Source organism: Paeniglutamicibacter gangotriensis Lz1y, from assembly GCF_000348945.1.
Classification (GTDB): domain Bacteria; phylum Actinomycetota; class Actinomycetes; order Actinomycetales; family Micrococcaceae; genus Paeniglutamicibacter; species Paeniglutamicibacter gangotriensis.
Genome location: NZ_AOCK01000010.1, coordinates 17,102 through 43,122 on the forward strand (window position 1 = coordinate 17,102; position 26,021 = coordinate 43,122).

The following is a 26,021-nucleotide window of genomic DNA, read 5'->3' on the forward strand; positions in this document are numbered from 1 at the left end:
GCAGCTCGTGAATGAGCGTCGAGGGCTAGGTGGAGCGCTAAATCCTGTATCTTCTTTGTTTGAAAGCGCCCCACCTGCACGGAGAGCAGGGATTTTCACTTATCGGCAAAGCGATGGGTTTCCCGGCGCCGGCACGGAATCGCAAATAGGAGTCGGCTCATAGTCCAGCCGCTAAATGACGGCACTGTGGAAGAATGGAGGAATGTGCTTCGCGCCCTTTGAGGACGCGGACCATCCCAAATTTTCTGTGTACAGCAAAGGACATTCTCAGTGGTCATGATTCCCCTCCCGCTCGACGGCGTTACCCCTGCTCAGGCAGTGGATCGCGGTGTCTCCGACACCGTGGCCCCCATCGAGACCGGAGACCCCACGATCATCCACGGGGAGGCCGGAGGGGCGCTAGTGCGCCGCTCCGTGCTGCCCGGTGGCGTTCGGGTACTGACCGAGGCCATGCCCGGACAACGCTCGGCCACCATTGGTTTTTGGGTGGCAGTGGGTTCCCGCGATGAGCATGACGGGCAACACGGCTCCACACACTTCCTTGAACACTTGCTGTTCAAGGGCACCAAGCGCCGCACGGCCCTTGAAATCGCCTCCGCCTTTGATGAGGTGGGAGGAGAGTCAAACGCCGCCACGGCGAAGGAAAGCACCTGCTACTTCGCCCGCGTGCTGGACACCGACCTTCCCATGGCGATCGACGTCATCGCCGACATGGTTTCCTCCGCCGTGATTGATCCCCATGAGCTGGAACAAGAACGCGACGTGATCCTCGAAGAGATCGCGATGGATGCAGATGATCCCGGGGATGTTGCGCACGAGCGCTTCGTCGAGGCCGTTATGGGCGAACACGCCCTGGGCCGCCCGATTGGTGGCACGCCCGAAGCCATCACCGGCATCGACCGTGAGGCCGTCTGGGAGCACTACCAGCGTTACTACACCCCCGACGAACTAGTCATCACCGTGGCAGGCTCCGTGGACCACGATGAAGTCTGCGAACAGGTACTCACCGCACTGCGCACCGCAGGCTGGGAACTGGAAGAAGGCGCCACCCCGGTGCCGCGCCGCTCCACGGTACCGGTGGAAATTACCGGCTCCCAGCGCATCGACGTGATCCGCCGACCCGTCGAGCAGGTCAACATCATCATGGGTTGCCCGGGCATCGTGGCCACCGACGAACGCCGGCACGTGATGAGCGTGCTGAACGCGATCCTCGGCGGCGGCATGTCCTCGCGCCTGTTCCAAGAGATCCGCGAGAAGCGCGGACTGGTGTACTCCACCTACTCGTTCTCCGCCGCGTACTCCGATGCCGGCTACTTCGGCATGTATGCAGGCTGCGCCCCGGCCAAGACCGAGCGCGTCATCAAGCTGCTCGGCGAAGAGCTGGACAAGCTGGCCGCCGATGGCATCACCGATGAGGAGCTTCGCAAGGCAGTCGGTCAGCTCTCCGGCGGTATGGTGCTGGCCCTGGAAGATCCGGGATCGCGCATGTCGCGTCTGGGCCGCGCCGAGCTGGTCACCGGTGTCTTCCACGACATCGACGAGTCGCTGGACCGCGTCAAGGCCGTCACTCCGGCACAGGTGCAGGAATTGGCTGCGTTGCTGGCCGCACGTCCGCGCACCATCACCGTGGTGGGCCCGTTCGACAGCCCGGCAGACTTCGGCATGTAATCGATTGAGGCATCTTGTCTTCAAAAGACCGTTCCTTACCCAGCAAAACGGGTGAGGGACGGTCTTTTTGGTGGTTTAGGGGAGTGTTGGCACCGCTTGGCTCGTATTAAAAACCGTTCATCCTAGATGTCACCGACATTTGTGCGTCAGATCACCGGATTGTTGTTTTTGTCGAGTAGTATGGGTGCTTTGTGACGCTGATCACCGTCATGATCCATCACTCGCACGAGAAGATATGGGATCCGTAGCCATGGAAGAATACCTCGCCACACTTTTCGGTGACATTAGCAGTGTCATCTGGGGGCCATTTATGCTCATCCCGTTGCTGTTGGGCACCGGGCTTTATCTGACCATCCGCCTCGGCGGATTGCAGTTCATTAAGCTGGGCGCAGCGTTGCGTCTGGGTATCCTCAAGCGCAAGGACCCGGGAACCGAAGGGGATATCTCCCAGTTCCAGGCGTTGACCACCGCGCTGGCGGCCACGGTCGGCACCGGTAACATCGTCGGCGTCGCCACGGCCATCGGCATCGGTGGCCCCGGCGCACTGTTCTGGATGTGGGTCACTGGCCTGGTCGGCATGGCCGCGAAGTACTCGGAGGCTTACCTGGGCGTCCGCTTCCGCGGCACCGACACCGCCGGGGAAAAGTCCGGCGGACCGCAGTACTACCTTGAGCGCGGCATCAAGGGCCCGTTCGGTAAGTTCCTGGCGCTCTTCTTCGCCATCGCGGCGACCATTGCCTGCTTCGGCATCGGCAACATGACCCAGGGCAACTCGATCTCGGCCAACGTCGAGAACTCCTTCAGCGTCCCGACCTGGGTCACCGGCATCATTTTGACAGTGCTGGCCATGGTGGTGATCGTGGGCGGCATCAAGTCCATCGGCAGGGTCACCGCGGCCTTCGTCCCGGTCATGATCGTCTTCTACGTCGGTGCAGCCATCTACATCCTGCTCGCCAACGTCACCCAGATCCCCGCCGCCCTGGGCCAGATCTTTACCGAGGCCTTCACCGGCACCTCGGCCGTCGGTGGCTTTGCCGGCTCGGCCATCATCATCGCGGTGCAGTTCGGCGTGGCCCGCGGCATCTTCTCCAACGAGTCCGGCATGGGCTCGGCCGCCATCGCCGCGGCAGCAGCGCAGACCAGCCACCCGGTGCGTCAGGGCCTGGTCTCCATGACCCAGACCTTCATCGACACCATTATCGTGGTCACCTGCACCGGCCTGGTCATCATCACCACCGGCGCCTGGAACTTCATCGACCCGGACACCGGCGAGCAGCTCGAAGCCTCGCTTATGACAGGGCACGCGTTCACCTTCGGCCTGCCGGGGGAGTGGGGCCACTGGATCGTGACCATCGGTCTGGTCATGTTCGCCTTCTCCACGATCCTGGGCTGGTGCTACTACGGTGAGCGCAACATCGAACGTCTGATCGGACGCAAGGCGGTCATGCCGTTCCGTGTGGTCTTCTCATTGGTTGTATACGTGGGCTGCACCACCGAGCTGGTCGCGGTGTGGAACTTCTCCGACATGATGAACGGCCTGATGGCACTGCCGAACCTCATCGGCCTGCTGATCCTCTCGGGAATGATCGCCCGCGAGACCCGCTGGTACCTCAAGCACGACCCGAAGCTCGAGGCCACCAAGGACGAGATCGAAGAGTTCATGAAGGAACGTCCGGGATGGGCCGAATGGAAGTCCGGAGACGTCAAGGGCTCCAGCCACATGTCCCGCAAAACACGGTTGAAGATGGAAGCCGAGCAAGAGCAAAACCGCATCTAGCAACTCCTGACGCAAACCCTCACGCGGACCTCGGTCCAACCAGAGAGTATGCCTGAAAAGGTGGCCCTGTATCCGGGAAATCCCGGATACAGGGCCACCTTTTTTGGTTTGCCATGGGCTGCGCACAGGAACCTGTGAACCTCTTGGGCTGTCCTTATCGGTGGACGCACGAAACGAATCCGCGGTCCCAAAACCGACCAACGCCGGCCGACGGTGCCGCCGCACTCAGGAGTGCGGCGGTTCGTCCTGGCCGGTGGCCTCGGCGTTGTCGGCTTCTTCCTTGGTGGCGTAAGACGCACCGGCTGCGTGTTCCGGCGGCGAGTAGATCGTATAAAGCACCAACGGCTCCTCTCCGGTGTTGCGGAAGTTGTGTTGCGTGCCTGCCGGAACCGCGCACTGGTCCCCGGCGTCCACGGAGTGGATTTCACCGTTCAGATCCGCTTCGCCGTATCCGGAGATGAAGCTCAAGATCTGGTCGGTGTCCGGATGCACCTCGTCCCCGATCTCCCCGCCGGCCGGGACGGATATGAGCACGATCTGCGAGTGTTGGCCGGTCCAGAGGACTTTGCGGAAATCCTGGTTCTGCTTGGCGATGTCCGCAATGGTGAAGTGCTCGATGTTGGAGGAAATGGTGAAATTTTTCTCAGTCATGGTGCTCTTCCCTTTCGAGGATGGTTAAAAGTGCGGTTGGTCTGCTTTCCTAGCCGCCCATGACCTCGGCGGTCTCGCGCCTTGCCGGGGTGCGCTGGGACTCCGACAGGGTCGTGGCGCCTTGGGCGTTTCGCAGCAGCCGCATGGCGTTGATGATGACCACCAGCACGGAACCTTCATGAACGAGCATGCCCAGAGACATGGTCACCCCTCCGGCAAAGACTCCCGCCACCAGCAGCACCACGGTGATCAATGAGATGACGATGTTCTGCTTCATCACGTTCACGGTGCGCTTGGCCAGGCTGATGGATTCGGGCAGCTTTAGGAGGTTGTCACCCATCAAGGCGATGTCCGCGGTTTCCACGGCCACAGCCGAACCGGCCGCGCCCATGGCTACGCCGATATCCGCGATCGCCAGGGCAGGGGCGTCGTTCACGCCGTCACCGACCATCGCGACCGTGTGGCCCTCACGCTGCAGCTGTGCCACGGCGTTGAGCTTGTCCTCGGGAAGCATGGAGGCATGGATCTCATCGATACCGGTCGCCTTGCCGATGGATTCGGCCACCAGGAGCGTGTCACCGGTGAGCATGACGACCTTGGTGACGCCGGCCGCGTGCAGCCGAGCGACCATCTCGGGTGCGTCCTCGCGGATCTTATCGGCGACGGCGACGACTCCGATCACACGGCCGTCCACGGCGACGATCATCGGGGTCTTGCCCGCGGAGGCGAGCTCATGGGCGGCTGACGTGGCGCCGGCGTCCTTGGTGATGCCGTATTGGAGCAGCAGGGCAGGGTTGCCGATCAGTACCCGTTGGCCGGCCACATCGGAGACGATGCCCTTGCCGGGTACCGGGATGACTTCGCCGGGGATCCCCTCCGGGCCCACGCCCGCCTCGTATGCCGAATCCATGATAGTCCGGGCGAGCGGGTGCTCGGATCCGGCCTCGGCGGCTGCGGCCCAGCGCAGCACCTCGGTGCGGTCCAGTGCCGCATCAAGCACCACGACGTCGGTAAGCTGGGGGCGGCCTTCGGTGAGGGTGCCGGTCTTGTCCACGGCCACCGCCGAGATCTTCGCGGAGGTCTCCAGGTACTCGCCACCCTTGATGAGGATGCCGTTGCGGGCCGCGCGGCCGATCCCGGCAACGATGGCGATGGGGATGGAGATCACCAGGGCGCCGGGGCAACCGATGACCAACAGTGTCAGGGCCAGCACCACGTCACCGGTAATGAGTCCGGTGAGTATCGCCAGGACCATGACACCGGGGGTGTACCACGTGGAGAAGCGGTCCATGAAGGCCTGGGTCTTGGCCTTGGCATCCTGGGCCTCCTCCACGCGGTGGATGATGCGAGCCAGCGTGGTGTCCGCGCCGATGCCCGTTGCCAGGACTTGCAGGAAGCCGCCGCGCGAGACGGTGCCGGCGAAGACATGGTCCGATTTGGATTTCTCCACCGGGATGGATTCCCCGGTGATGGAGGCTTCGTCGATGGCGCCGGTGCCGGCGACGATTTGTCCGTCCACGGGAACCTTCGCGCCGTTCTTCACTAGCACGATCTCGCCCATCCTCACCAGGCGGGCCGGAATTTCCTGCTGCTCACCGTCGCGCAGCACGATGGCGGTATCCGGGGCGACGGCGACCAGCTCGGCCAGGGCTGAACGTGTCTTGTTCATGGTGGCCGCCTCCAGGGCGTGGCCGATCGAGAACAGGAAGGTGACGGCGGCGGCCTCCCAGAAGTTGCCGATGATGACGGCACCGATCGCGGCGATCGAAACGAGCAGGTCAATCCCGATGATTTTGCCGGTCAGGGCTCGGATCCCGCTAATCACGATCTTGTATCCGGCAACGACGGCCGCGGCGAGCATGAAGGCGTCCGCGAGGGTGAAGACGTTTGCGGTGCTGGTGGCATGTTCACCGGCATCGATCCACCACTGTGCGCTGAGCGTCCGGTTCCAGGCGCTGTCGGCGAGATGCTTCAAACCGAAGGAAACGAGGATGAGGATGCCGGAGACCAGGGGGATGGACCAGCTGCCGTGAACCCACTTCTGGAACTTGTTCACTGGGGGGCGACCTTTCTGATAACAAAGAAGGTTTGGAGATGGCTGGCTGACCCCATGGGCCGATCGCCTCGGAGGTGGCCGTGCAAGACCCGTGATTCTTGGCTTGCGGGCCAAGCGGGAAGGGAATCAGAAGGCCGACGCAGCGGCCTTGTAACCTGCCTTGGCGATGACGGCGATGATGTCATCGACGGAGGCCGTGGCTTCGTCATGGTCGACTTCGACTCGGGCGGAAGCAAAGTGGACCTTCACTTTCTCCACACCCTTCATGCGGCCGACCTGCTTCTCGATCTTGTTCACGCAAGAGGGGCAGGAGAATCCTTCGGCGCGCAGAAGGGTGTGTGTGGTGGTGTTTGCGGTGCTCATCGTGTTGACTTCCTTTGTATTCGGTCCCGTTGGCGCGGTGCCAACAGAAAAGCCGGGTCGGACATCGGTGTCCATGTCCATTGCCCTCAGGCTACCCTTGAAGCATTTGCGTTGCCTTGACCTTGATCAAGTCTGCTTGGTTTGTTTATTCGCACGTCAGCATTACTTTAAGTGCTCGATCCGGCAAGGGGGATCCTCGCTGCGAGGAGCATGGCGTGCGAGGTGATCCCCAGGGTCAGCCTTGGTCTCGAGGCGGTTCTCGGCCGCAGGTCCGCATCAGGGCAGCGGTTGCCGATCAGGGGTTCCTCTGGCTTGGGACCACGTCGGGCACCCGGCGTGGAATGGGCGGGGATCGCGCATGTCGCGGCGTCGCGGGAGCCTCAGATCCCTCGAGGCAGTGGGGGAGCGGCAACGAATCGGCTTTTGAATCGATCGAGGTATCTTGGCTCAGCTAACCCTGAGAGGGAATGAGCGCCGCTCGTGGTGCTTGGACTTGTTTATCGCGAGCATTTCTGGCCAGATGCAGCCAGCACTTGCCCTGCGGCAGACCCCAGTAACGAGGGATCACTGAGCCTGTCCGATTCGGCTGGAAGGCGGAGGGTTCCTGCTCAAGGCAACCGGTAGGGCCAGCATGGCACGACCGGCTCCATTTGCCTGGGCAAAAGCCAGGGGATCAACGTGAGGGCCGTGCAGCCGAAGATCGTTTCGAGGTCCGAACGAATTACTGCAGCCCGGCATCCGATGCGGCAGCAAGGACTAGATCGGGCAGTGCAGGCATCCTTTTGGCCACAGTGAGCAGAACCGCTGAGTTCTCGACCGCTTCAAGGGAGTGCGGAGCATCGGGGACGATCAGCAGGTCACCGATCCAGCCTGGTGACTGCCGTCCGCCGGAGTGCAGGATGACCCTGCCGGTCAGTACCTGCAGTGTGGCTTCGCTTGGGCTTTCGCCGACCTTCAGTGATTCGCCCGCGCGTATCCCGATGACGGTTTGGCGCAGCATCCTGTCGTGGCCACCTTGCACCGTGGCTGCACTGCGGCCGCTGGCGGCTGACATTGCATGTTCCAACTCGTGCCGTGCCAACGCCGTCAATGACGTTTTTCGCCTCATGCTTGCCTCCGAGCCAAGTCAGTGCCACTTGTCTTGAGCATAGCCCATCGGTACTTTCGGCGGTCTCTGCGACGCAAATACCTGCTTCGCGACAATGTCTTCACGGGTTCAACCCGGAGCCTGGATAGATCTGACTACGGAGCAAGAATTGGCTACGCCCCTGGGGTCTCCACCAGCCGCGCAAGAGGCGCGGTCGTGTCGGAAAGCTCTGCGGGGTCCACCTTGGTTCGGGCACGGATCAGCTCCTGGACCGGTGCGAGGCCCTCATCCCAGGCGTTGACGTGCATGCCGGCGACAACCACGTTGTCAACGATCCAGAATGCATGGAACTTGTGCGCGGCCAGGTCGCCGCGGATCAGAGGGTCCCCGGCGGTTCGGGCATTCACCCAGCCGGCGTACTCCATGGCGCAGTCGTACTGGTCGCTGAAGAAAAAAGGTGCCGGATCGAAGGCGGAGGGCAGTCCCAGCATCGACTGTGCCGCAATCTTTCCTTCCATCAAGGCGTTGTTCCAGTGCTCAACGCGCATCCGGCGACCGTAGAGCGGGTTGGCCACGCTGGCGATGTCGCCGGCAGCGAAAACATCCAGGTCCTCGGTCCTCATCTGCGGGTCAACGCGGATGCCGCCGTCCTCGGAGAGCAACCGCTCCTCGACGAAGCCGGCCTCGGGCTCTACCCCGACTCCTGCGATCACGATGTCTGCTTCGAACTCGCTGCCGTCATCGGCCATGACGGAGGCGACCCGACCGGTTCCCTGCAAACCCACCACACGCCGTCCCAACTGGAATTCGACACCATGACCACGATGGAGGTCCTCGAAATACCCTCCCAGCAGTGCCCCCATGGAAGCCTGCAGCGGGACCTCGCCCGGACCGATCACCGTGACATGGCATCCCTTCTGGCGGGCCGCCACGGCAGCTTCAAGTCCTATCCAGCTGGCACCGATGACCACGACGTTCGGTGCCTTGTTCAAGGCTGTTCCCAACGCTTCGGAGTCTTCCAGGGTCCGTAGGTAGTGCACGCCGGCCAGTTCGGCTCCGGGCACGTCCAACCGGCGGGTTTTGGAGCCGGTGGCAATCAGGAGCTTGTCGTAACCCAGTATCGTTCCGTCATCAAGTATGAGCTGGTGGTCTGTGCTTCGCATCGATGTGGCTCGTGTCCCCAGGCGAAGCTCGACATTCTGGGTGTTGTACCACTGTTGGCCGCGGAGTGATTTATGGGACTGCCACCCCTCGCCCTTCAGATAGGACTTCGACAAGGGTGGGCGTTCATAGGGGAGGTGGTTTTCGGCTCCCACGAGCACGATCCGCCCGTCGAACCCTTCATCACGCAACTTCTGGATTGCGGTGCCAGCGGCTTGCCCCGCGCCAACAACGACAAACACCTGCTCGGTGGCCATGTATTCCTCCTTCAGTGGGGGTTGGGGCCACCACACCTGAACGCGGCGTGTGGCCCTGACCCGCCGATAGGTGAACCATACACTCGTGGGTACGGAGGGTGTCGAGGCTTTGGCAACCCCAGCCAAGGGTGGACACGGTGCGGCTCCGAAGCCCGTCTTTTGCGGGGGAGGGCTTGGGGGGGAACTGGACTTCCGTGCTTCGTTTCCTTGGTTCCAACAGCATTGGCGTGTCTTTGAAGACGTTCGGATCCGACGTCGGAACTATTGTTCTACCCATATCGGAAGATGTATCGTTGAGTATCGCTATGTATCGTTCGTAGTAAATCCCAAGGAGAGCCATGCGCAATTCATACCCCACCGGCGGATTCCCCGGTGCCAATTTCGAAGGCCGTCTGCAGGAAGCCCTGGACGAGTTGCGTTCACGCTTCGAAAAGCCCTCGGCAACCCGCGCCGGCCGCGGTGAGGTGCGCGCCGCAGTGCTCTCCCTGCTGGCCGAGCGCCCCATGCACGGCTACCAGATCATCCGTGAGATCGAAGAGCGCACCGACGGCAGCTGGAAGCCCAGCCCCGGGTCGGTCTACCCGACGCTTCAGTTGCTCGCGGATGAGGGGTTCGTGAGCACCGAGGAGTCTGAGGGACGCAAGATCTACTCACTCACCGATGCAGGCCGTGAGGAAGTGGAGGCTTCCGGGGCCTCGACACCGTGGGCGCCGAGCGCACCGGAAACCGGCTCCCGTTTCGCAGCGCTGCCCAAGGCCGGAATGGAACTGGCGCAGGCTGCCGCGCAGGTCGGCCGCAGCGGCTCCCAGGAGCAGGTCAAGGAGGCCGTGGCCGTGCTTGAGGAGGCACGCCGCCGCCTGTACTCGATTCTCGCCCAGGGCTAGGGGGAATGGCATCGGTTCGCCGGGGCCGTGCTGATCCGGTAGCAGGGCCCGGCAACACCCGGGCCCGCTACCGGCGCATCCTGCGTTTCTCTGCGTATTACCTCGCGATCATCTGGTTCTTTGAACTGGCACTGCCACGCATCGGACTGGTCAAGATCTCAGAGGCCACCCGCACCAAGCGGATGCGCCGCTTCGCCCAGCGTTTCCACGCACTAGCCGTGGAGCTGGGCGGACTGATGATCAAGGTCGGCCAGTTCATGTCCTCGCGCCTGGATGTACTCCCGCCGGAAATCACCGCGGAACTTGAAGGGCTGCAGGACGAAGTCCCGCCTGTCCCGTTCCCGGCCATCCGCGCCTTGGCCGAGGCCGAGCTCGGTGCCCCGTTGGAAAGGCTGTTCGCGTCCTTCGACGAAGTCCCGATCGCCGCAGCATCCCTGGGCCAGGCCCACCGGGCACGGCTGCTTCCGGCAGATGCTGCGGATACCGGGTTGGACACCGTGGTGGTGAAGGTGCAACGCCCGGGCATCGACAAGATCGTCGAGGTCGATCTGGCGGCCCTGCGCAAGGTCGGCGGCTGGCTCAGCCACGTGCGCATCGTCTCCAAGCGGGCGGACATGCCCGCTTTGGTCGAAGAATTCGCCCAAACCAGCCTCGAGGAGATCGACTACCTCAAGGAGGCCGCGAACTCCGAGCGCTTCGCCGCGGACTTCGAGCACGACGAGCGGGTCGAGGCCCCCCTGGTCGCATGGGAGCGCTGCACCCGCCGGGTGCTCACTTTGGAAGACGTCACCGCCATCAAGATCACCGATGCCCAAGGACTGGCCGCAGCGGGCATCGCCCCGGCGGAGGTCGCCCCGGTCTTTGCCTCGGTGATGTTCGACCAGATGTTCATCAACGGGTTCTTCCACGCTGATCCGCACCCCGGGAACATCTTCGTCACCCCGGTCACCGATGGCTCCTCGGAACATCCGTGGAAGCTGACCTTCATTGACTTCGGCATGATGGGAGAGGTTCCCACCAGCACGCGCGCCGGGCTGCGCAAGCTGCTGATCGCCGCAGCGGGGCGAGACGGCAAGGGCCTGGTGCGGGCGATCAGCGACGTCGGGGTGCTGATCTCCGGCGCCGACACCGCCGAGCTCGAGCGGGCGATGACCCAGCTCTTTGCCCGCTTCGGCGGGCTGGGCTTTGCCGAGCTGAAAGAGGTCGATCCCCGCGAGTTCCGTGACTTCGCCGTCGAGTTCGGCGACGTGGTCCGCTCGCTGCCCTTTCAGCTTCCGGAGAACTTCCTGCTGATCATCCGCGCAATGTCGCTGGTTTCGGGGGTGTGCAGCTCACTGGATGAAAAGTTCAATCTGTGGGACTCTGTCGAACCCTACGCCGCGCAGCTGCTGCGCGACGAACGCGGGAACATCATCGCCGACGTGGGCAAACAGGCGCTGGACGCAGCAACCACTGCCCTGCGCCTGCCCGGGCGCGTCGATTCCCTGCTCACCCAGATCGAGGATGGGTCGATCAGGGTCTCCACGCCCCGGCTCGAACGCCAGATGGTCCTTTTACAGCGCACCGGAGCGCGCGCGTTGTCCATGGGCGTCGCGGGCGTATTGCTCCTTGCCGGTGCCATCATCCGGGCCGATGATTCGGTCCTGGGCAACGTGCTGATGATCGCCTGCGTGCTGCCGTTTGTGCACGGGCTCTGGGTGGGGCGCCGCGGACCCTAATCGAGCACCGGCGGGGGTTTCTCTCAGGGTGTTCGGCTCACGATGACCCGGATTCCAATTCTCAGGCTTGTTCAAGCGCAGGAAATGCGACCTCGTATCCGAGTCGCTTGAGCTCGGAAATGATTTCCACCTGGTGGTCCTGCCCCTTGGTCTCGACCTTGACGCCTATCTGCACCTCGGATGCCGCCAGCCCGCTGCTGGTTCGCTCGTGCTCGACACTGACCACGTTGCATTCGGTTTCCGCCAGCGCGGTGAGGAACGTGACCAGAGATCCTGGACGGTCGGGAACACGCACGATCATCTGCATGAAGCGCCCGGCCGCGACCAGGCCGTGCTGCAGCACCCGATTAAGCACCAGGGTGTCCACGTTCCCGCCGGAGAGGACCACCACGATGGGTTCCTCAAGGCCCTCGGCGCCGCCGAGCAGGGCCGCAACACCCGCGGCTCCGGAGGGCTCCACGACCAGCTTGGCCCGCTCGTTCAAGAACAGCATCGCCTCACCGATCTGTTCCTCGCTGACCGTGCGAATCTCCGCTACATGATCGCGCACGATACCCAGGGTCAACTCGCTGGGCTCGGGCACCGCGATCCCGTCGGCGAGAGTCGCCATCTTGGCCAGGCGTACCGGCATGCCCTGGGCCAGGGATGCCGGGAACGCAGCGGCCCCCTCGGCCTGCACCCCAATGACCCGGGCGCCGGACCCGGAAAGATGCAAGGCGCTTGCCACTCCGGCCAGCAGGCCCCCGCCACCGGTGGGAACGATGATGGTGGCGACATCCGGGACCTGTTCCAGGACTTCCAAGCCCAAGGTGGCTTGGCCGGCGATGATATCCGGATGGTCAAAGGGCGGAATGAAGATGTATCCGTGTGTTGCCGCTTCGGCCTTGGCCAGATCGATGGACTGGGCCAAATCTTCCCCGGCCAGCCGCACCTCGGCGCCATAACCGCGGGTGGCCGTGATCTTGGGAAGCGCGGCTCCGACGGGCATAAAGACCATGCACTCAATCCCCAGTTCGCGTGCCGCGAAGGCCACGCCCTGGGCATGGTTGCCCGCGCTGGCAGCGATCACGCCCCGCTTGCGCTCGGCCTCGCTCAGCGCTGCGAGCCGGGTGAACGCACCACGAAGCTTGAACGATCCGGTCCGTTGGAGGTTCTCGCACTTGAGAAAAACCGTGGCGCCGACAACGGCACTGAGCGAGGCGCTGCTCTCGATCGGTGTGCACGCACTCACGCCGTCCAGTAACTTCCTGGCCTGTTCGATGGCCGCCAACCGGATTGGCGAGCTGCCCTCATTGCCCGGATTCGAATCGCTCATATTCAGACTCCTTCAGCTGCATTCGCTTCACTGCCGGGAAGGCGACCTTGGCGCCTTTGCTCCGGAGCACTTTGTCTCACCATAGCCATCGATCGGGTACCGGCGATAGTGCCCTCTGGGCTCTGCACTTAACCGGAGTGGATATGAGCAGTGGGCAATCCCCGAACGGGTGCTGATGACCCCGGTTCGTGACGAATGCGCACTGCCTGGACTATTTGGAGTGGCTGCGCCGGCCCCGGAGGATGCACCTGTCCGCGGCGCGGCAAGGCCGGAGGCTGGGAAAACTGGGCGACACATCAGTGGAGGTGTTCCAATAGCTCTCACCGCACGTCGGTGAGAGCTATGTTCGGCTGCTGGCCCGCGGCGATCCATGATGCCGTAAGGTAAAGGGATGGAAGTTCTCGACCACGATACGGGTCTTGTCGATGTGCCGTACCCGTCGCCGGATCTCAACAGGTCCGAAGTGGCCCGCCGAGGACCCAGTGCCCCATGAGCGAGACAGCTTTCGACAGCTTGACCGCTTCGATGAACTCGGCATTGATCGTTCTCACCACTGCAGCCACGGACGAACGGGCCGGATGTTTGGTTGGATTCCACATGCAATCGAGCATCTCTCCTAGGCGCTACTGCTTCTGGCTATCGAAGGCCAACCACACCTATCGGGTGAGCTTGCGCGCCACACACTTCGCTGTCCACTTCCTCACCGCCCAGGACCTGGCCATGGCGGACCTGTTCGGCACCCGGACAGGCGAGGAAACGGACAAATTCGCTGGAATCGATGTTGCACCGGGTCAGCACGGCGTGCCGCTGATCAGCACCTTGCCGAACAGGATGATGCTCGAGCGGATCTCCGTGCTCGACGACGGCGGTGACCACGTTTGCGTCACCGCACAGGTGCGCTCTGCCCAAACAACCGGGGCTTTCGTGCCTCTGCGCTTCTCCGCCGCGGAACACCTGGTCCCCGGCCACTCCAGTGAAGAACGCGCGATCCAGCCCTGACACTGCGCGTGAGGTGATTGAACCGCGACTCCGCCCGGTTCCGATACCTGGCAATCCCTCGATGGCCACGCCACCACGTCACGCGCGGCGATTCCCGTTCCACCGCTGATGCGTCAGTGCGCTGGACGTGCTGATGATGGATTCGACGCTGAACCGGGTATCCCCGCCAGTGAGGTGATCCCCACGCCGGACACCGGTGCCGAGCACAATCGGAACGTTCAGCACCTGCAGGAAGGCGATGAAATCGGCTTGGAGGTGGCGGTGGCGGTGCCGGTGAGGGCGAGCGGTTCACCGATGGGTACCGTGGTGCCCTCCGGGACCAGATGCTTCTCCAGGATCCCTTCGTCGAAGGCTTCCAGATCCATGGTGGCTTTGTCGGTGTCTATTTCGGCGATGACATCACCCTCGCGGACCTGGTCGCCTTCGTTTTTGATCCAACGGCTGAGGACACCTTCTGTCATGGTGTCGGACAGGCGTGGCATGTTCACCTCGGGCATCGATTTCTTCTATCGAGTGAAGCTGGTTGCATCGAGTTGTTCGCGCACGACGCGGATCAGATCCTTGGCGGTGGGCAGTGCGGCGTCTTCGAGGGGACTTGCGTAGGGCAGGGGAACCTCTGCGGCGGCCACCCTCCGGACCGGGGCGTCGAGGTAGTCGAACGCCCCTTCCATGAGGGTGGCCGAAATTTCTGCGCCGATGCCGTAGCTCAGCCAGTCGTCCTCGAGCACCACGACGCGGCCGGTCTTTCGAACCGACGCGCGTGCCGTCTGTACGTGATGATGCTGATGTCCTGGCCTTCCTTCAGCACTGCGGCCTTGCCAAGCTGAGCGACATGCTCCCCGTCGGGTACCTCTCCCTGGGTGTTGTAGAGGGCCAGGTTTTCCAGAAAGATCACTGGGTCGTCGTCACGGATGGCCGCCACCAGCAGTGCCTTGGCATCCGCCGGTGAGGATGGAGCCACGATCTTGAGCCCGCGGATACGTGCGTACCAGACCTCCTGGTTCTGCCAGTGGGTGGCGGCAAGCTGCTGCCCGTCCCTGCCCGCCAAACATGCCGTGGATCTCCGCGGCGCGATTCACGATTTGGTCGATTGCTATCAAGGAGAAGTTCAGGGTCATGATTTCCACCACTGGGCGCATGCCCAACATGACGGCACCCATGGCGGCACCCAGAACCCCTCATCGGCGATCGGGGAATCACGCACGCGGCGAGGCGCGAACTGGTCAACAGCCCGGCAGTGATCTTGTAGGAACCTTCGAAGAGACCGATTTCCTCACCAAGCAAAATGACGTTTTCGTCCCGGCGCAATTCGGAACGCAAGGCGTCATTAAGCGCCTGTCGACAGGTGATGGCGGTCATCGTGGCTCCTTCATCGCCTCAGCAGGGATCCCGGTGACCGGTTCCCCGGGCAAGGGCCGAGTTGCCGTGGAAGCCAGAGCGAGGGGCCAAGGCCTGCATCCTCGGGCAACGAGTCAGAGCACTCGCCGGCGCCCAAAACGACAGTGTTCCCAAAAAGGAGCTGCGTGGCCGGAGAAAGGAAGGCGATGCCCCGTGGAGCGGGGTTCCTCCGCATGGCTGGCCGGCGGCACGTTGCCGCTATCCGCCCGCGAAGGGCGGAAGTACATCCAGTTCGTCGCCGGGGCGCAGTGCGCGGGCATGGTCCTGCTCGCTGACTCCGTTGACCAGGAAGCTGCAGCGGGTCAACACGGTGCCCAGCGAGGTGGTGCGGCGCAACAACGGGCCATCGGACACCGGTGCCGTGGCAGGTGTGCGGGCGGCCAAGTGCTCAAGGACGGTGCCCAGCGTGGTCGAGGCGGTGGCGGTCATCCCCGGCGCACCTGGCAATTCATGGATGTCCAGGCGTTCCTCGGTGATCCCGGCGGCCTGGGCGGCCGCGGCAAAGTAGCGAATACGCAATGATCTATCCTCCAATGGCGCTCATCGAGCGCTCCGATTGTACAAAGTCCTTCGAACCGAGCCCGGCATGGTCCATGCCGTGGGCCCTAGGCTTGCCCCACATGGCGGCCCGCCAGCGTTCGGCGACCGCGGCGTCGTCCGATCCGTCGCGCAGCAGCGCGGAGAGGTCGGTTTCCTCCTTGGAGAACAGGCAGCTCATGACCTTGCCCTCGGCGGTGATGCGGGTGCGCTTGCAGTCGGAGCAGAACGGCTCGGAGACCGAGGCGATGATGCCCACCGCGCCCAGAATGGTGTCCGGGTCCGCGAGGGTGGAGACCAGGAAGCGTTCGGCCGGCGCCCCGTCGCGCGGACGGGTGTCGGCGGAGAGCCGGAAGCGGGTTTCCAGGTAGGTGCGCAGTTGGGCGGCGGTGACCATATTGTCCTTGCGCCACACGTGGTCGGCATCAAGAGGCATCTGCTCGATGAAGCGCAATTCGAGTCCGCGCTCCAACGCCCAGGCCAAAAGCTCGGGGGCCTGCTCGTCATTGATCCCGCGCATCAGCACCGCGTTGATTTTCACCGGGGCCAGGTTTGCGGCAAGTGCAGCATCGATTCCGGCGAACACCGAATCGATGTGGTCGCGTCGGGTGAGCTTGGCAAAGGTCTCGGCGTGCAGGGTATCGAGGGAGACATTGATCCGGGTCAGCCCGGCCTCGGCGAGCGCCGCTGCCTTCTTGGCCAGCCCCACCCCATTGGTGGTCATGGAAATGGGGAGGTCCGGGTGTTCGGCTCGGACCGAGGCAATGATCTGGGGCAGGTCCACGCGGACCATAGGTTCGCCGCCGGTGAGGCGCAGTTCGCGCACGCCTAGGTCGCGCACGCCGATGCGCACGATCCTGGTGATTTCCTCGAGGGTGAGCAGCTTGGATTTGGGCAGCCAGGCTAGTCCGTCGGCGGGCATGCAGTAGGTGCAACGGAGGTTGCATTTGTCGATCAGCGATATTCGCAGATCGGTGGCCTGCCGGCCGAACCTGTCACTGAGTCCAGGGGAGTTAGCCGGGGCCGGGGTCAGGATGGTGGGCATGGGCAGGCTGACGGTGTTCCGTGGTGTTTCTGTATTCGTCGCCATATAACGAGGGTAGTCCACCTCTCTGGTGATTGCCCCCTATGTGGCTTGGCCCTTGGCGGACACCGTGGCAAGGGTGCGGGCCGGGGAGGGCTTGTCATGCCCGTCCGGTGGAAGCGTTCCTTGGGTAAACTTTTGAACCATGTGGCCGAGGGCTTGGTACTCGGCCGCCACTGGCCCCGGATACTCCCTCTTCATTGATTCACGGAGTTCCTTGAGCCATCTTTGAATTATCCTGATCGCAAGCCCCGAGAAAAGGAACAACCTCGATGCATCCGAGCCACGACGAAACACCGGTGTCCGGTTCGCACGCTGCGGTGCCGGCGAATGTTCGGTATACACAGGAGGATTTCGACGACCTCAAACCCGCCTATAGCTCGTGGCTTGAAGCGCAAAGCCTGAAGGACCCTGCCTCTGTGTTGGGGAACGTCGGCTTCGTACTGGTCCAATGCGCCTTGCTGGAATCAGACACAGTGGTCACGGCATTGTCCGTCGAGGCCTTGAAAGCCGCGTTGGAAACCATCGCCGAGGTGTTCCCCGAAGCACTTGAAGACATGAGGCAGGCCATGGGCGGCTTCATGGAGTTCCTTGACGAGTCGGACGAATTTTCCGGAAGTGACCAGCACTTCGAGCACCTTTACGAGCTGGTCGTAGACGATGAAGAAGACGCTGCTGATGAATGGGTCGATCCGCGGCTGGACCCCGCGACGGCTCGTTCCATCGCCGAGATGATCAAGGGTCCACCGAGCCCGCCGGTTTCTTGGTATAGGGCCCCGCATGTCACGGTGAAGAAGACGATCAAGGGTTCCTCCTTGGGGGAGCGCGAGACGCACACCGCGGTTGAGTGGCTGCCGTTGACCATGCGGGCCCGTGCCTTCCTGCAATGGCTGGGGAAGGGCCGGGCAATCACCGCAGGAGGATCCTTGCGCCGCAGGGACTTCAAAGATGCCGCGGCAACCCTGGGTGAAGATGCCTTGGGTGTCTCCCAAGGTGCGACGGCGGGCAGTTGGATACCCGGTGTGCCAGGGACCTGGAAGGCACGGCAGATGTGGGAGGCTCCCAGCCTTGATGCGTACTGGAACATGCTCCTGCAGGCAGGGCTGATCGAGCGTGCCACGGTACGAATGACCACGCATAAATACGAGAAACAAGCGGTCCCCACCGAGCTTGGGAAACGCTTCCTGGCTAGGGAACCTAAAGCCACCGTCGAGGCGGTGCGGGGCATGGCAACCGTGGGTTACAAGCTATTGGCGGGGATCGCTCCGGTGAGCAGCGGTCACCCGATACGCGGCAGTGAGCCGTTTGCCAAGGTGTTGGTGGCCGCGGCAACGGACACCCCGATGCCTACGCATTTGGTCGCCGCTGTGACCCAGAACCCCGGCTTCATCCAGGACGAGGTGAGTGGGCTGATTTACCCGCGCGTTGGGGAGCGGCTCTATTTGTGGGGCGGGCATGGCCTGGTGGATCTGGGTGATGCCGTCACGATCCCCGAGGTGCTACTGCCCAGCTTGGCCTCGGCGCTGGCCGAGGAGCACGGGCTGGACGTGGAGGAACCCGGGAAACCTGAACAATCAATGCTGGACCTGGAAGGAATGCGGTAGGCGGCCAAGGCACCTGAACCACAAAGGCCTTCGAGCAGAGGATCGAACTGGCCTATTTCGTCCCTCGGTGTGGCGCACCCTTCAGCTCCCGTCCCAACGACACCTGAACGAACATCCGGTGGTTACCCACAACACCGCTGGTGGCTTGGCCCGTGGCGAAACCTCGGATGCCACGGGAGCGTTGTTCAACGTCGGGGACGCGGTCGAACCGTCCATGGTGCCGGCCGGATGCCCTGCCCACCAGAACCTGGGCACCCGGTCGCACACGGGCCGCCTGCGGTGCACCCAACCATGGGTTTGCTCCCCAAGCAGCCCCCTGCGGATGGCCTTTTTGGGCTATTCGATCCGGCCGATCACCGTACCCTGCATCACTGCTTCCTCCTCGGGTACCAGCACCCTGAGCACCCCTGCGGCTTCGGCCTTGATCTCCCGGTCCACCTTGTCCATGGCAATCTCCGCGATCAGGTCCCCGACCTCCACCGGCTCGCCGTCCTCGAAGAACCAGGTGACAATCACTCCCTTGGCCCCGGAATCCTCGGTCATCACAGGGAAAAGGATCTGGCTCATCGAGCCACCGCCTTTCGCACTGCCGCCTCGATGCGTGCCGGGGTCGGCAACACCGCGTATTCCAGGTCCCTGGCATAGGGGATCGGGACATCGGGGACGGCAACGCGTGAGACGTGCTTGAGGCCGCCGGGCATTGCTTCGGCCGCCGTGGCGATGACCTCGCCGCTGAGCCCGAATGACTGGTAGTCCTCATCCACCACGATCAACCGTCCCGTCTTGGAAACCGAGGCCACGATCGCCTCCCGGTCCAGCGGCACCACGGTGCGCAGGTCGATGACCTCCACATCGATCCCTTCGGCCGCGAGCTTCTCGGCAACGTCCAGGGAGTGGTGGACCGAGAGCGAAAGCGTCACGATGCTCACGTCGCTTCCCTCCCGGGCCACGCGGGCCTTGCCGATCGGCACCTCATAGGCGTCGGTGGGCACCGCGCCGATCGAGCGCTGGTTCTTCTTCATCCAGCCCAGTCCCATGATTCCCTTGTGGAACAGGTAGATCACCGGGTCATCCGAACGGATCGCGGCGGTCATCAGCCCCTTCGCGTCATAGGGATTCGACGGGACAACAACCTTCATGCCGGGCAGATGAGCGAAGGTCCCCCAGAGGCACTGGGAGTGCTGGGCGCCGTCGGAATATCCGCCGCCGGTCGCGGACATCAGCACCATCGGCACCCTCACGTTGCCGCCGGATTCATAGTGGATCTTGGCCATGTGGTTGTAGATCTGGTCCATGCAGACCCCGAAGAAGTCGACGAACATCAGCTCGATGACGGGGCGCATCCCCTCGACCGCGGCACCGATACCCAGGCCGATGAAGGCGGTTTCCGAGATCGGGGTGTCGATCACGCGCTCGGGGCCGAATTCGTCGAGCAACCCGGTGGTCGAGGAGAAGATGCCGCCGTAGGACCCGACGTCCTCGCCCATCACAAAGACCTGCTCGTCGGTGTGCATTTGCTGGGAGATCGCCTCGACCATGGCCTTGGCGGTGGAGAGCTTGCGGCGGCCCGCCTCGGGTTCGCTGGGCAGCTCGGTTCGTGTCGTGGGCGCGGTGCTCATGACTGTGCTCCTTCGGTGAAGACGTATTTCAGTGCGTCGGCGGGATCGGGCAGGGGAGAGGACTTCGCAAAGGCGATCGCGTCCTCGACCCTGGTGGAAGCTGCGGCCCCCATCTCGGCGAATGCGGCATCGTCGAGGATTCCTGCGTCGGTTAGGTGTTTTTGGTAGGTGGGGATCGGGTCGCGCCCCGGTACACCCTCCAGGTCGCCGCGGTAGCCCTGGGCATCGCCCTCGAAGTGGCCCCACAACCGCAGGGTGTGTACCTCGATGAGGCTGGGGCCTTCGCCGGCCCGGGCCCGGCGGACCGCCTCGCCGACCGCGGCCCAGATATCCTCGACGGCGTTGTCCTCCACGCGGGTCCCCGGAATCCCGTAGCCGGCGGCGCGGACCGCGTTGGACGGCACGGACGTCGAGGCCGAGCGCGGGACCGAGATTCCCCAGTCGTTGTCCTCGATCACGAAGATGACCGGCAATTTCCACAGCGCCGCGAGGTTCAGCGACTCATGGAACGCGCCCGCGTTTGCGGCGCCTTCCCCGGCCACGGCAACCGCCACCCGATCGGTTCCGGCACGCTGGAAGGCAAAGGCCTGCCCGAGCGCCGGCGGCAACCCCTCAGCGACGATCCCGGAGCAAGAAAAATGGACCTCGGGATCAAAGAGGTGCATGTGCCCGCCGCGGCCTCGTCCCAGCCCGGTCTCCCGTCCAAAGATCTCCGCAGCCATCTTGCGCATATCCACGCCGTGCGCGATGGCCACATGGTGCGGGCGGTGCGTGGCCGTCAGCGCGTCGCCGAGCGACAGGTGCGCGCCGATCCCCGCCGCGACAGGTTCCTGGCCGGCCGCCAGGTGCATCTCGCCGGGTACCAGCCCGGCGCCGATATCGAAGCCCGGCGACTTGTCGGCGTGGTATTCGCGCAAGATCGCTTCCTCGAAGGTGCGGATCAACACCATCATGCGCAATAGCTCGAGTCTGTCCGTTGCGGACAGGGCAGATTGAACCGTCATGGCTCTTCTCCTGGTTCCAGCGGTGCGCCCGGTTGACGCCAACCGTGATGGCCCCATGGTAGGCACGGGGGAGAGGGCCGGGGAAGGGTTGGTGGCATCGGTTCTGCGCGGACACCGCGGGAGCAGCCCTCCCGGTTCCACGCTGTTTGTGGGTCCGCCTTCAGCGAAGTCGCTGGTGGCCTGTTGCAGCAGCCAGAGTTCAGCAACTCGCCGGCAGTCGCGAGCGAGATGAGCGAATGGGTAAACTGGCGTCCAACAGGCCGGAACCCGTTGCAGGCCCACCACGGTCTGGGAATTTTCTTCTTCATTGCCCGGTCTTCGTTTGACGACCACCCAGAGCCAAGGACAGACCCCGGTGCACCCAAGCCATGACGCGGACCCCTACGCGGCACAACAATCATCCGACACTTCCAGGGGCTCGGCCGTGCTGCCGTTCAATGTCCTGCGCGTACGGGAAGATTTCGAGACACTGAAGCCCCGTTACCGCGGGTGGTTGATGTGGCAGGGCCCGGAAGACCCCGAATCGATCATGGGTCTGGTTTCCTTTGTGCTCACCAACTGCGCTATGAGGGAAACAACCACAACGATCACCGCACTCTCCGTCCCGACGCTGCGCACTGTGCTGGAATTCGTGGAAGAGTCGTTCCCCGAGACGCTCGAAAACACCAAATTGGACATGGTTGGTTTCCTGGAGTTCCTGGACGAAACAGACGAGTTCACCGGAAGCGATCAGCTGTTCGAGGACCTCTACGACCTCGTTGACCCCGAGGAAGAGGTCGACTGGGCAGAATTCCATTCCCCGAGAGAACCGGACTTCGGAAGCACTGTCACAATGGGACCCACGATCGACGCACCACCGGCAGCAGCACCCGTCGCACCCAAGACCGTGGTCGATTCTTCATCCTTGGACAAGGACGAGACCCTGGCCGCACTGGATGCGCTCACCTTGACGGTACGGGCGCGGGCCCTGCTGAAATGGATCGGGGAGCGCAAGGACGTGACAGCCACCGGGGTGCTGCGCCGCAACGACATCAAACCCGCCGCGGCGCGTCTGGGTGTCAAAGCCGTCGGGTCCGCCACCGGATCCCCTGTCTGGCACGCTCTGGGAATGTCGTTCGGGGTACTCGAAGTCCGTTCCATGCCGGAGGTGCCGAGGCTGGATCTGTACTGGCAGATGCTGTGTCTCACCGGGCTGATCAAGGTCAGTGGCAAGCGGGTGGGACTGACCGAATTCGGCTGGACGTTCGTGGCGCGGCATACGACCTCCACACCGAAGGCAGTGCTGGGCATGGCTGCGGTCGCCTACCAGGTGCTGACCGGGGTGGTTCCGCGCAGCAACGGCGAACTGGAGCTCTCCGGTGACTACATGGCCGCAGTGTTTGTCGCCGGGGCAACCAGCCACCCGTGGTCCGTCGAATCTGTTGTGGAAGGAACGGAGAATGGGGAACCACTGATCGACCAATTTTCTCGGGCGGTCACCAACGTGGTCGGCAAGCGGATCAAGGATTGGTCGGATGACGAGTTGCTGGAAACCAGCACAAAAATCAGGATCCCCGAGGTCCTGTTGCCTGCCTTGGCCACGGCCCTGGCCAAGCCCTACAAGTTGGTGATCGGTGCACCGCGTTCGCCGTAGGCGTCCCCTGCGTGGCAGATACCTGCTCGAGCCCTCGAGTGCCGATTCTCCGACACGGGCACGGGGAAATCGGAAGGCATTGCCAACCCCCGAACGAGGGTGAATTGACGGTTCTTCCTTCTCCCGCCGAAAGGTTGCAGTTCTTGGGAACTTCCGCCCGTCCGGTGGTCGGCAGGCTGCGGGGGAGGACCTTCCCTGTAAGATATTGCGCTGGTTGGCCGTCCCCGCAGCGGACCCACTGTGGGTTGGGTGCAATGACTTCGCGCCGATCCACATACCTTGTTCGCACACACCGTGAAGGACCACAATTCATGATCCCTGAACAGCGCCAAGGCTACGGCCCGAATGACCTCGAGGACGAGGGGGCGCAAATACCTCCGCATGTCGGGCGGGCACAGCATGCCTTTGCCCGGATGAAGCAGGATTTTCGGCAATGGCTGGAAGTCACGGAGCCCGAAGCGGATTCGGGGCAGACCATGGGTACCGTGTCATTTGTGCTCTCGAACTGTGCAGCCAGGGATGTCCACTGGATTCTCACCGAGCCGTCCGTGGACACGGTGCGCGAGGTGCTGGGGTTCATGGAGGACCATTTCCCGGATATCCTTGAGGACGCAAAAGCCGGGATGGGTCGCTTTATGGAGTTCCTGGACGAATCCCAGCTGTACTCCGGCAGCGACGAATCATATGAACAGGTTTACGAGCTGCTGGTCGATGACGACGCGGAAGAATACTCTTTGGTCTTGATTCAGGAACCCCAGCCCGTGGTGATTTACTCCTCGTCGTTGGACCAAGCCCAGGCACTGGCTGCAATGGAGGCGCTGCCGTTTGTGTCCAAGGCGCGGGCCTTGCTGAGGTGGATGGGCAAGAGCAAGGAAATCACGGCAAGTGCGACTTTACGTCGCAAGGACATCGCCGCCGCTGCGGCAACCTTGGGTGAGGACGCCGTTGGAGTGGCCACGGGGTACGCCTCGGGATTCTGGGAACCGGACACGGAAGGGACCCTTGAGGTGCGATCCGCTTCCGAGGCGCCGCGGCTGGACTTGTACTGGCAGATGTTGCGCTATGCGGGCCTGATGGAACTGACCAGCACGCGGGTGCGGCCCACCGCTTTCGGCATGGCGTTCTTTGAAGCCGAACCCCGGGTGTCGGCAATTGCCGCGCAATCCCTGGCGACCACCGCCTACCAGGTGCTCGGCGGTGAGTTGCCGCGAAGCAATGGCGAGGCACAGCTGGGCCACCGGGCGGTGGCCGTGATGCTGATGTCCGGGGCCACGGAAGACCCGTTGACGGCGGATTACGTGCTGCACGGAATCGATGACGGGCAAATCGTGCTCGACGATCTGGCGAACACGCTGTCGGGATTGCTCCACAACTCCGTGCAACGGTGGATCGAGGACGGCCTGCTGGAGGTCGGCGAGCATGTGCAGATCCCGGAGGTGCTGCTGCCCTCGGTGGCCACGGCCCTGGCCGAAACCTTTGGCGCCAGCATCGGTGCGCCCCGCCCGGTTCGGCCCCGCCGGTAGCACTTGTACGACGTCGGAAAGCAGCACGATCCGATTGTTGGAACCTTTAACGACCAGTTCGCCGAAGCTCTTCTGCGGGTTGGCTAGGGTGCATACCTCCAGGGGAAGTCAGTGTTGGTTTTGCTCGGGCTCGCCGACGTGAACCCGCGACAGATCAAGGCGGCCGTTCGTAGGTGCGCCCGCTCGAAATTGCCAGCGTTCATCGTGTTGACGTAGGTGGCAGACGATGTGCGTACGACGCTCGACGAGGGACTCGAGTCGCAGACTGTCGCCGATGCACTGCTTGAGTGCCGTGGACGTATCGAGCATGAACGAATCCTGGTAGCCGCCAATCGGGCGCGAGTTGAAGGACTGCTCACGACCGCCGAATGGCAGCGAGTGAGAAAGTACGTTCGGCGGTGAGCTACGCCGGCGTTCCGGCGAGCGTGCGCTCGTTGGAGCAGCACATCCGCAACCTCGAAGGTGACGACGGATTGGCTCAGCGTCGCATGGTGAGTATGGCGCTGGTCGTCGTTGGTCAGATGCTCCCTGCGGGGAAGTGATCAAGGGTGGCAACGCGATGGCCTGGAATATTCGATATCCATCGCGACCCCCAAATTGATGAGCCCGCTAGCTGGGCCCTTCTAATCGAAACGCTACTCGATCGTTGCGCGGCTCGTGTAGCTGCAGAGATTCGCACCCGTCTGATCATTAGTTCTATGCCCCATTGGCATTCCAAACGCTCCACGGAACCCGACTCCGTGGAGCGTTTGGCTTTGAGCGTTGGCGGGGATCAAAAGTACCGGTCGGTCGAGTGCGGTTTTACCGGCCTTTGATGAGTAAACACTGGGCAGCTCTTATGCCGAGTGGTACCATAAAGAGGTACGACTCGACCGAATGAAAGGGAGTGGCCACATGTCCATCAGTGCCAGTGAAGCCCGAAAGACGTTGTTCCCGCTCATCGAGCGGGTCAACGACGACCGCATTGCCATCGAGATTGTCTCCCGCAAGGGCAACGCCGTCCTCATGCCGGCCGACGAATACGCGGCTTGGCAGGAGACCGCCTACCTGTTCCGTTCGCCCGCCAACGCCCGGCGGCTGCTCGATGCCTATGAGCGGGCCACCACAGGTAGAACTGAGTCGCATGAACTTGATCGGAAGGAGTGAGTGCGCCTGGCTTGGGATGAGTCGGCTTGGGAAGACTACAAGCACTGGCAGACGGCTGATCGCCGGATCCTCAAGCGGATCAATACACTCCTAGACGCATGCCTCCGCAATCCCTTCGCCGGCATCGGCAAGCCCGAGCAGCTCAAGTATGGTGTGCCAAGTGCGTGGTCCCGGCGGATCACCGATGAGCACCGGCTCGTGTACCTTGTATACGGCGATGACTTGGTAGTTCTTCAGGCGCGTTACCACTACTGAATTTACGCTCCCACAGTGGCGGGCAGAGGTTGCTCTGTACCGGAACGTGGTCGAGTTTAGGCTTAACGCCTATTTCCCGTCCCTCGAGGGATATGGCGACATTCGCTGCCGGCTCCTACTCTTGGACCCTGGGGCGAATGTCGTTGTATTGAGATAGATCCATTTTGCTACTGGAAGCTGAACGTGTCCCGACCTGACAAAACTGCATCCACAAATACAATCGCAGTTAGGTCTGCTGCGGCATTGGCGGACTCGCACCTAACATCCGGGTTCACAATTTCC

Annotated in this window: 27 protein-coding genes; 11 read left to right on the plus strand and 16 right to left on the minus strand. The window is 63.0% G+C overall.

What is annotated here, in order from left to right:
- Positions 1 to 270 precede the first annotated feature (270 nt).
- Together ADIAG_RS15220 and ADIAG_RS15225 are read left to right on the plus strand one after the other, a co-directional pair.
- Positions 271 to 1,668, plus strand: coding sequence for a M16 family metallopeptidase (locus ADIAG_RS15220; RefSeq protein WP_007272308.1), 1,398 nt, complete (start codon positions 271 to 273; stop codon positions 1,666 to 1,668).
- 250 nt (positions 1,669 to 1,918) lie between these two features.
- On the plus strand, positions 1,919 to 3,445 hold the full coding sequence (locus ADIAG_RS15225; RefSeq protein WP_007272309.1) for an alanine/glycine:cation symporter family protein: 1,527 nt from the start codon (positions 1,919 to 1,921) through the stop codon (positions 3,443 to 3,445).
- 225 nt (positions 3,446 to 3,670) lie between these two features.
- Here the strand turns inward: ADIAG_RS15225 and ADIAG_RS15230 are convergent, their stop codons facing one another.
- The 5 genes from ADIAG_RS15230 to ADIAG_RS15250 all read right to left on the minus strand — a co-directional run bounded on the left by ADIAG_RS15230 (position 3,671) and on the right by ADIAG_RS15250 (position 9,020).
- Positions 3,671 to 4,096 (minus strand): cupin domain-containing protein, encoded by a 426-nt coding sequence (locus tag ADIAG_RS15230; RefSeq protein WP_007272310.1) that lies wholly within the window; start codon positions 4,094 to 4,096, stop codon positions 3,671 to 3,673.
- A 49-nt stretch (positions 4,097 to 4,145) separates the two neighbouring features.
- A complete protein-coding gene (locus ADIAG_RS15235; RefSeq protein WP_007272311.1) occupies positions 4,146 to 6,152 on the minus strand; it encodes a heavy metal translocating P-type ATPase in 2,007 nt (668 codons plus the stop codon).
- Between the two features lie 126 nt (positions 6,153 to 6,278).
- Entirely contained in the window at positions 6,279 to 6,515 is a 237-nt protein-coding gene (locus tag ADIAG_RS15240) for a heavy-metal-associated domain-containing protein (RefSeq protein WP_007272312.1), read from the minus strand.
- A 721-nt stretch (positions 6,516 to 7,236) separates the two neighbouring features.
- Entirely contained in the window at positions 7,237 to 7,569 is a 333-nt protein-coding gene (locus tag ADIAG_RS15245) for a cupin domain-containing protein (RefSeq protein ID WP_321162830.1), read from the minus strand.
- Between the two features lie 206 nt (positions 7,570 to 7,775).
- Positions 7,776 to 9,020: an NAD(P)/FAD-dependent oxidoreductase gene (locus ADIAG_RS15250; RefSeq protein ID WP_007272314.1), complete on the minus strand. Its 1,245-nt coding sequence runs from the start codon at positions 9,018 to 9,020 to the stop codon at positions 7,776 to 7,778.
- Between the two features lie 338 nt (positions 9,021 to 9,358).
- Between ADIAG_RS15250 and ADIAG_RS15255 the strand changes: the two genes are divergently transcribed.
- Together ADIAG_RS15255 and ADIAG_RS15260 are read left to right on the plus strand one after the other, a co-directional pair.
- Positions 9,359 to 9,904, plus strand: a complete 546-nt coding sequence (locus ADIAG_RS15255; RefSeq protein WP_007272315.1) for a PadR family transcriptional regulator — start codon at positions 9,359 to 9,361, stop codon at positions 9,902 to 9,904.
- Between the two features lie 5 nt (positions 9,905 to 9,909).
- Complete coding sequence (locus ADIAG_RS15260) at positions 9,910 to 11,622, plus strand: ABC1 kinase family protein (protein WP_007272316.1); 1,713 nt, start codon at positions 9,910 to 9,912, stop codon at positions 11,620 to 11,622.
- Positions 11,623 to 11,683: 61 nt separating this feature from the next.
- Here ADIAG_RS15260 and ilvA read toward each other — a convergent pair whose 3' ends face one another.
- Entirely contained in the window at positions 11,684 to 12,937 is a 1,254-nt protein-coding gene (gene ilvA / locus ADIAG_RS15265) for a threonine ammonia-lyase (protein ID WP_007272317.1), read from the minus strand.
- 489 nt (positions 12,938 to 13,426) lie between these two features.
- Here ilvA and ADIAG_RS15270 point away from each other — a divergent pair, with 489 nt between their 5' ends.
- Positions 13,427 to 13,936 carry a flavin reductase family protein gene (locus tag ADIAG_RS15270; RefSeq protein ID WP_007272318.1) on the plus strand — a complete coding sequence of 170 codons (510 nt, stop codon included), beginning with the start codon at positions 13,427 to 13,429 and terminating at the stop codon, positions 13,934 to 13,936.
- Positions 13,937 to 14,154: 218 nt separating this feature from the next.
- Here the strand turns inward: ADIAG_RS15270 and ADIAG_RS15275 are convergent, their stop codons facing one another.
- The 6 genes from ADIAG_RS15275 to ADIAG_RS22215 all read right to left on the minus strand — a co-directional run bounded on the left by ADIAG_RS15275 (position 14,155) and on the right by ADIAG_RS22215 (position 17,156).
- Entirely contained in the window at positions 14,155 to 14,433 is a 279-nt protein-coding gene (locus ADIAG_RS15275; protein WP_235045931.1) for a lipoyl domain-containing protein, read from the minus strand.
- 9 nt (positions 14,434 to 14,442) lie between these two features.
- Positions 14,443 to 14,667, minus strand: a complete 225-nt coding sequence (locus ADIAG_RS22205; RefSeq protein WP_007272320.1) for a transketolase C-terminal domain-containing protein — start codon at positions 14,665 to 14,667, stop codon at positions 14,443 to 14,445.
- Positions 14,643 to 14,984 carry a transketolase central region gene (locus ADIAG_RS22210; protein ID WP_007272321.1) on the minus strand — a complete coding sequence of 114 codons (342 nt, stop codon included), beginning with the start codon at positions 14,982 to 14,984 and terminating at the stop codon, positions 14,643 to 14,645. Before ADIAG_RS22210 ends, ADIAG_RS22205 begins: the two co-directional genes overlap by 25 nt.
- Positions 14,985 to 15,532: 548 nt before the next feature.
- Positions 15,533 to 15,853 (minus strand): MoaD/ThiS family protein, encoded by a 321-nt coding sequence (locus ADIAG_RS15285; protein ID WP_007272322.1) that lies wholly within the window; start codon positions 15,851 to 15,853, stop codon positions 15,533 to 15,535.
- A gap of 4 nt (positions 15,854 to 15,857) precedes the next feature.
- Positions 15,858 to 16,916 carry a GTP 3',8-cyclase MoaA gene (gene moaA / locus ADIAG_RS15290; RefSeq protein WP_007272323.1) on the minus strand — a complete coding sequence of 353 codons (1,059 nt, stop codon included), beginning with the start codon at positions 16,914 to 16,916 and terminating at the stop codon, positions 15,858 to 15,860.
- Positions 16,917 to 16,997: 81 nt separating this feature from the next.
- A complete protein-coding gene (locus ADIAG_RS22215; protein WP_235045932.1) occupies positions 16,998 to 17,156 on the minus strand; it encodes a hypothetical protein in 159 nt (52 codons plus the stop codon).
- Between the two features lie 71 nt (positions 17,157 to 17,227).
- Here ADIAG_RS22215 and ADIAG_RS15295 point away from each other — a divergent pair, with 71 nt between their 5' ends.
- Positions 17,228 to 18,559, plus strand: coding sequence for a hypothetical protein (locus tag ADIAG_RS15295; protein WP_007272324.1), 1,332 nt, complete (start codon positions 17,228 to 17,230; stop codon positions 18,557 to 18,559).
- Positions 18,560 to 18,895: 336 nt separating this feature from the next.
- On the opposite strand, the gene ADIAG_RS15300 is transcribed toward ADIAG_RS15295, so the two are convergent.
- From ADIAG_RS15300 to ADIAG_RS15310, 3 genes are read right to left on the minus strand one after another with little or no spacing between them, the layout of a single operon-like run.
- Positions 18,896 to 19,126, minus strand: coding sequence for a lipoyl domain-containing protein (locus ADIAG_RS15300; RefSeq protein ID WP_007272325.1), 231 nt, complete (start codon positions 19,124 to 19,126; stop codon positions 18,896 to 18,898).
- On the minus strand, positions 19,123 to 20,178 hold the full coding sequence (locus tag ADIAG_RS15305) for an alpha-ketoacid dehydrogenase subunit beta (protein ID WP_007272326.1): 1,056 nt from the start codon (positions 20,176 to 20,178) through the stop codon (positions 19,123 to 19,125). Before ADIAG_RS15305 ends, ADIAG_RS15300 begins: the two co-directional genes overlap by 4 nt.
- Positions 20,175 to 21,182 carry a thiamine pyrophosphate-dependent dehydrogenase E1 component subunit alpha gene (locus ADIAG_RS15310; protein ID WP_007272327.1) on the minus strand — a complete coding sequence of 336 codons (1,008 nt, stop codon included), beginning with the start codon at positions 21,180 to 21,182 and terminating at the stop codon, positions 20,175 to 20,177. The genes ADIAG_RS15305 and ADIAG_RS15310 overlap by 4 nt, the downstream gene beginning before the upstream one ends.
- A 355-nt stretch (positions 21,183 to 21,537) precedes the next feature.
- Between ADIAG_RS15310 and ADIAG_RS15315 the strand changes: the two genes are divergently transcribed.
- Positions 21,538 to 22,815, plus strand: coding sequence for a hypothetical protein (locus ADIAG_RS15315; protein ID WP_007272328.1), 1,278 nt, complete (start codon positions 21,538 to 21,540; stop codon positions 22,813 to 22,815).
- Between the two features lie 311 nt (positions 22,816 to 23,126).
- Positions 23,127 to 24,338: a hypothetical protein gene (locus ADIAG_RS15320; RefSeq protein WP_007272329.1), complete on the plus strand. Its 1,212-nt coding sequence runs from the start codon at positions 23,127 to 23,129 to the stop codon at positions 24,336 to 24,338.
- Positions 24,339 to 24,446: 108 nt separating this feature from the next.
- On the opposite strand, the gene ADIAG_RS15325 is transcribed toward ADIAG_RS15320, so the two are convergent.
- The gene (locus ADIAG_RS15325) at positions 24,447 to 24,647 is read right to left on the minus strand and encodes a hypothetical protein (protein ID WP_007272330.1); all 201 of its coding nucleotides are present in this window, start codon (positions 24,645 to 24,647) and stop codon (positions 24,447 to 24,449) included.
- Between the two features lie 59 nt (positions 24,648 to 24,706).
- Between ADIAG_RS15325 and ADIAG_RS21675 the strand changes: the two genes are divergently transcribed.
- The 3 genes from ADIAG_RS21675 (at position 24,707) to ADIAG_RS15335 (ending at position 25,739) form a co-directional block, all read left to right on the plus strand.
- On the plus strand, positions 24,707 to 24,880 hold the full coding sequence (locus tag ADIAG_RS21675; protein ID WP_161623969.1) for a hypothetical protein: 174 nt from the start codon (positions 24,707 to 24,709) through the stop codon (positions 24,878 to 24,880).
- Between the two features lie 352 nt (positions 24,881 to 25,232).
- On the plus strand, positions 25,233 to 25,484 hold the full coding sequence (locus ADIAG_RS15330; protein ID WP_007272331.1) for a type II toxin-antitoxin system Phd/YefM family antitoxin: 252 nt from the start codon (positions 25,233 to 25,235) through the stop codon (positions 25,482 to 25,484).
- Positions 25,485 to 25,739, plus strand: a complete 255-nt coding sequence (locus ADIAG_RS15335) for a Txe/YoeB family addiction module toxin (RefSeq protein ID WP_007272332.1) — start codon at positions 25,485 to 25,487, stop codon at positions 25,737 to 25,739.
- Positions 25,740 to 26,021: the final 282 nt, after the last annotated feature.

Coding starts and splice junctions, on each gene's coding strand:
- ADIAG_RS15225 (WP_007272309.1), top strand. CDS start 1,919: ATGGAAGAATACCTCGCCACACTTTTCGGTGACATTAGCAGTGTCATC.
- ADIAG_RS15230 (WP_007272310.1), bottom strand. CDS start 4,096: ATGACTGAGAAAAATTTCACCATTTCCTCCAACATCGAGCACTTCACC.
- ADIAG_RS15240 (WP_007272312.1), bottom strand. CDS start 6,515: ATGAGCACCGCAAACACCACCACACACACCCTTCTGCGCGCCGAAGGA.
- ADIAG_RS15245 (WP_321162830.1), bottom strand. CDS start 7,569: ATGTCAGCCGCCAGCGGCCGCAGTGCAGCCACGGTGCAAGGTGGCCAC.
- ADIAG_RS15250 (WP_007272314.1), bottom strand. CDS start 9,020: ATGGCCACCGAGCAGGTGTTTGTCGTTGTTGGCGCGGGGCAAGCCGCT.
- ADIAG_RS15255 (WP_007272315.1), top strand. CDS start 9,359: ATGCGCAATTCATACCCCACCGGCGGATTCCCCGGTGCCAATTTCGAA.
- ADIAG_RS15260 (WP_007272316.1), top strand. CDS start 9,910: ATGGCATCGGTTCGCCGGGGCCGTGCTGATCCGGTAGCAGGGCCCGGC.
- ilvA (WP_007272317.1), bottom strand. CDS start 12,937: ATGAGCGATTCGAATCCGGGCAATGAGGGCAGCTCGCCAATCCGGTTG.
- ADIAG_RS15270 (WP_007272318.1), top strand. CDS start 13,427: ATGAGCGAGACAGCTTTCGACAGCTTGACCGCTTCGATGAACTCGGCA.
- ADIAG_RS15275 (WP_235045931.1), bottom strand. CDS start 14,433: ATGCCCGAGGTGAACATGCCACGCCTGTCCGACACCATGACAGAAGGT.
- moaA (WP_007272323.1), bottom strand. CDS start 16,916: ATGCCCACCATCCTGACCCCGGCCCCGGCTAACTCCCCTGGACTCAGT.
- ADIAG_RS22215 (WP_235045932.1), bottom strand. CDS start 17,156: ATGAAGAGGGAGTATCCGGGGCCAGTGGCGGCCGAGTACCAAGCCCTC.
- ADIAG_RS15295 (WP_007272324.1), top strand. CDS start 17,228: ATGCATCCGAGCCACGACGAAACACCGGTGTCCGGTTCGCACGCTGCG.
- ADIAG_RS15300 (WP_007272325.1), bottom strand. CDS start 19,126: ATGAGCCAGATCCTTTTCCCTGTGATGACCGAGGATTCCGGGGCCAAG.
- ADIAG_RS15305 (WP_007272326.1), bottom strand. CDS start 20,178: ATGAGCACCGCGCCCACGACACGAACCGAGCTGCCCAGCGAACCCGAG.
- ADIAG_RS15310 (WP_007272327.1), bottom strand. CDS start 21,182: ATGACGGTTCAATCTGCCCTGTCCGCAACGGACAGACTCGAGCTATTG.
- ADIAG_RS15320 (WP_007272329.1), top strand. CDS start 23,127: ATGATCCCTGAACAGCGCCAAGGCTACGGCCCGAATGACCTCGAGGAC.
- ADIAG_RS15325 (WP_007272330.1), bottom strand. CDS start 24,647: ATGCTCGATACGTCCACGGCACTCAAGCAGTGCATCGGCGACAGTCTG.
- ADIAG_RS21675 (WP_161623969.1), top strand. CDS start 24,707: ATGGCAGCGAGTGAGAAAGTACGTTCGGCGGTGAGCTACGCCGGCGTT.
- ADIAG_RS15330 (WP_007272331.1), top strand. CDS start 25,233: ATGTCCATCAGTGCCAGTGAAGCCCGAAAGACGTTGTTCCCGCTCATC.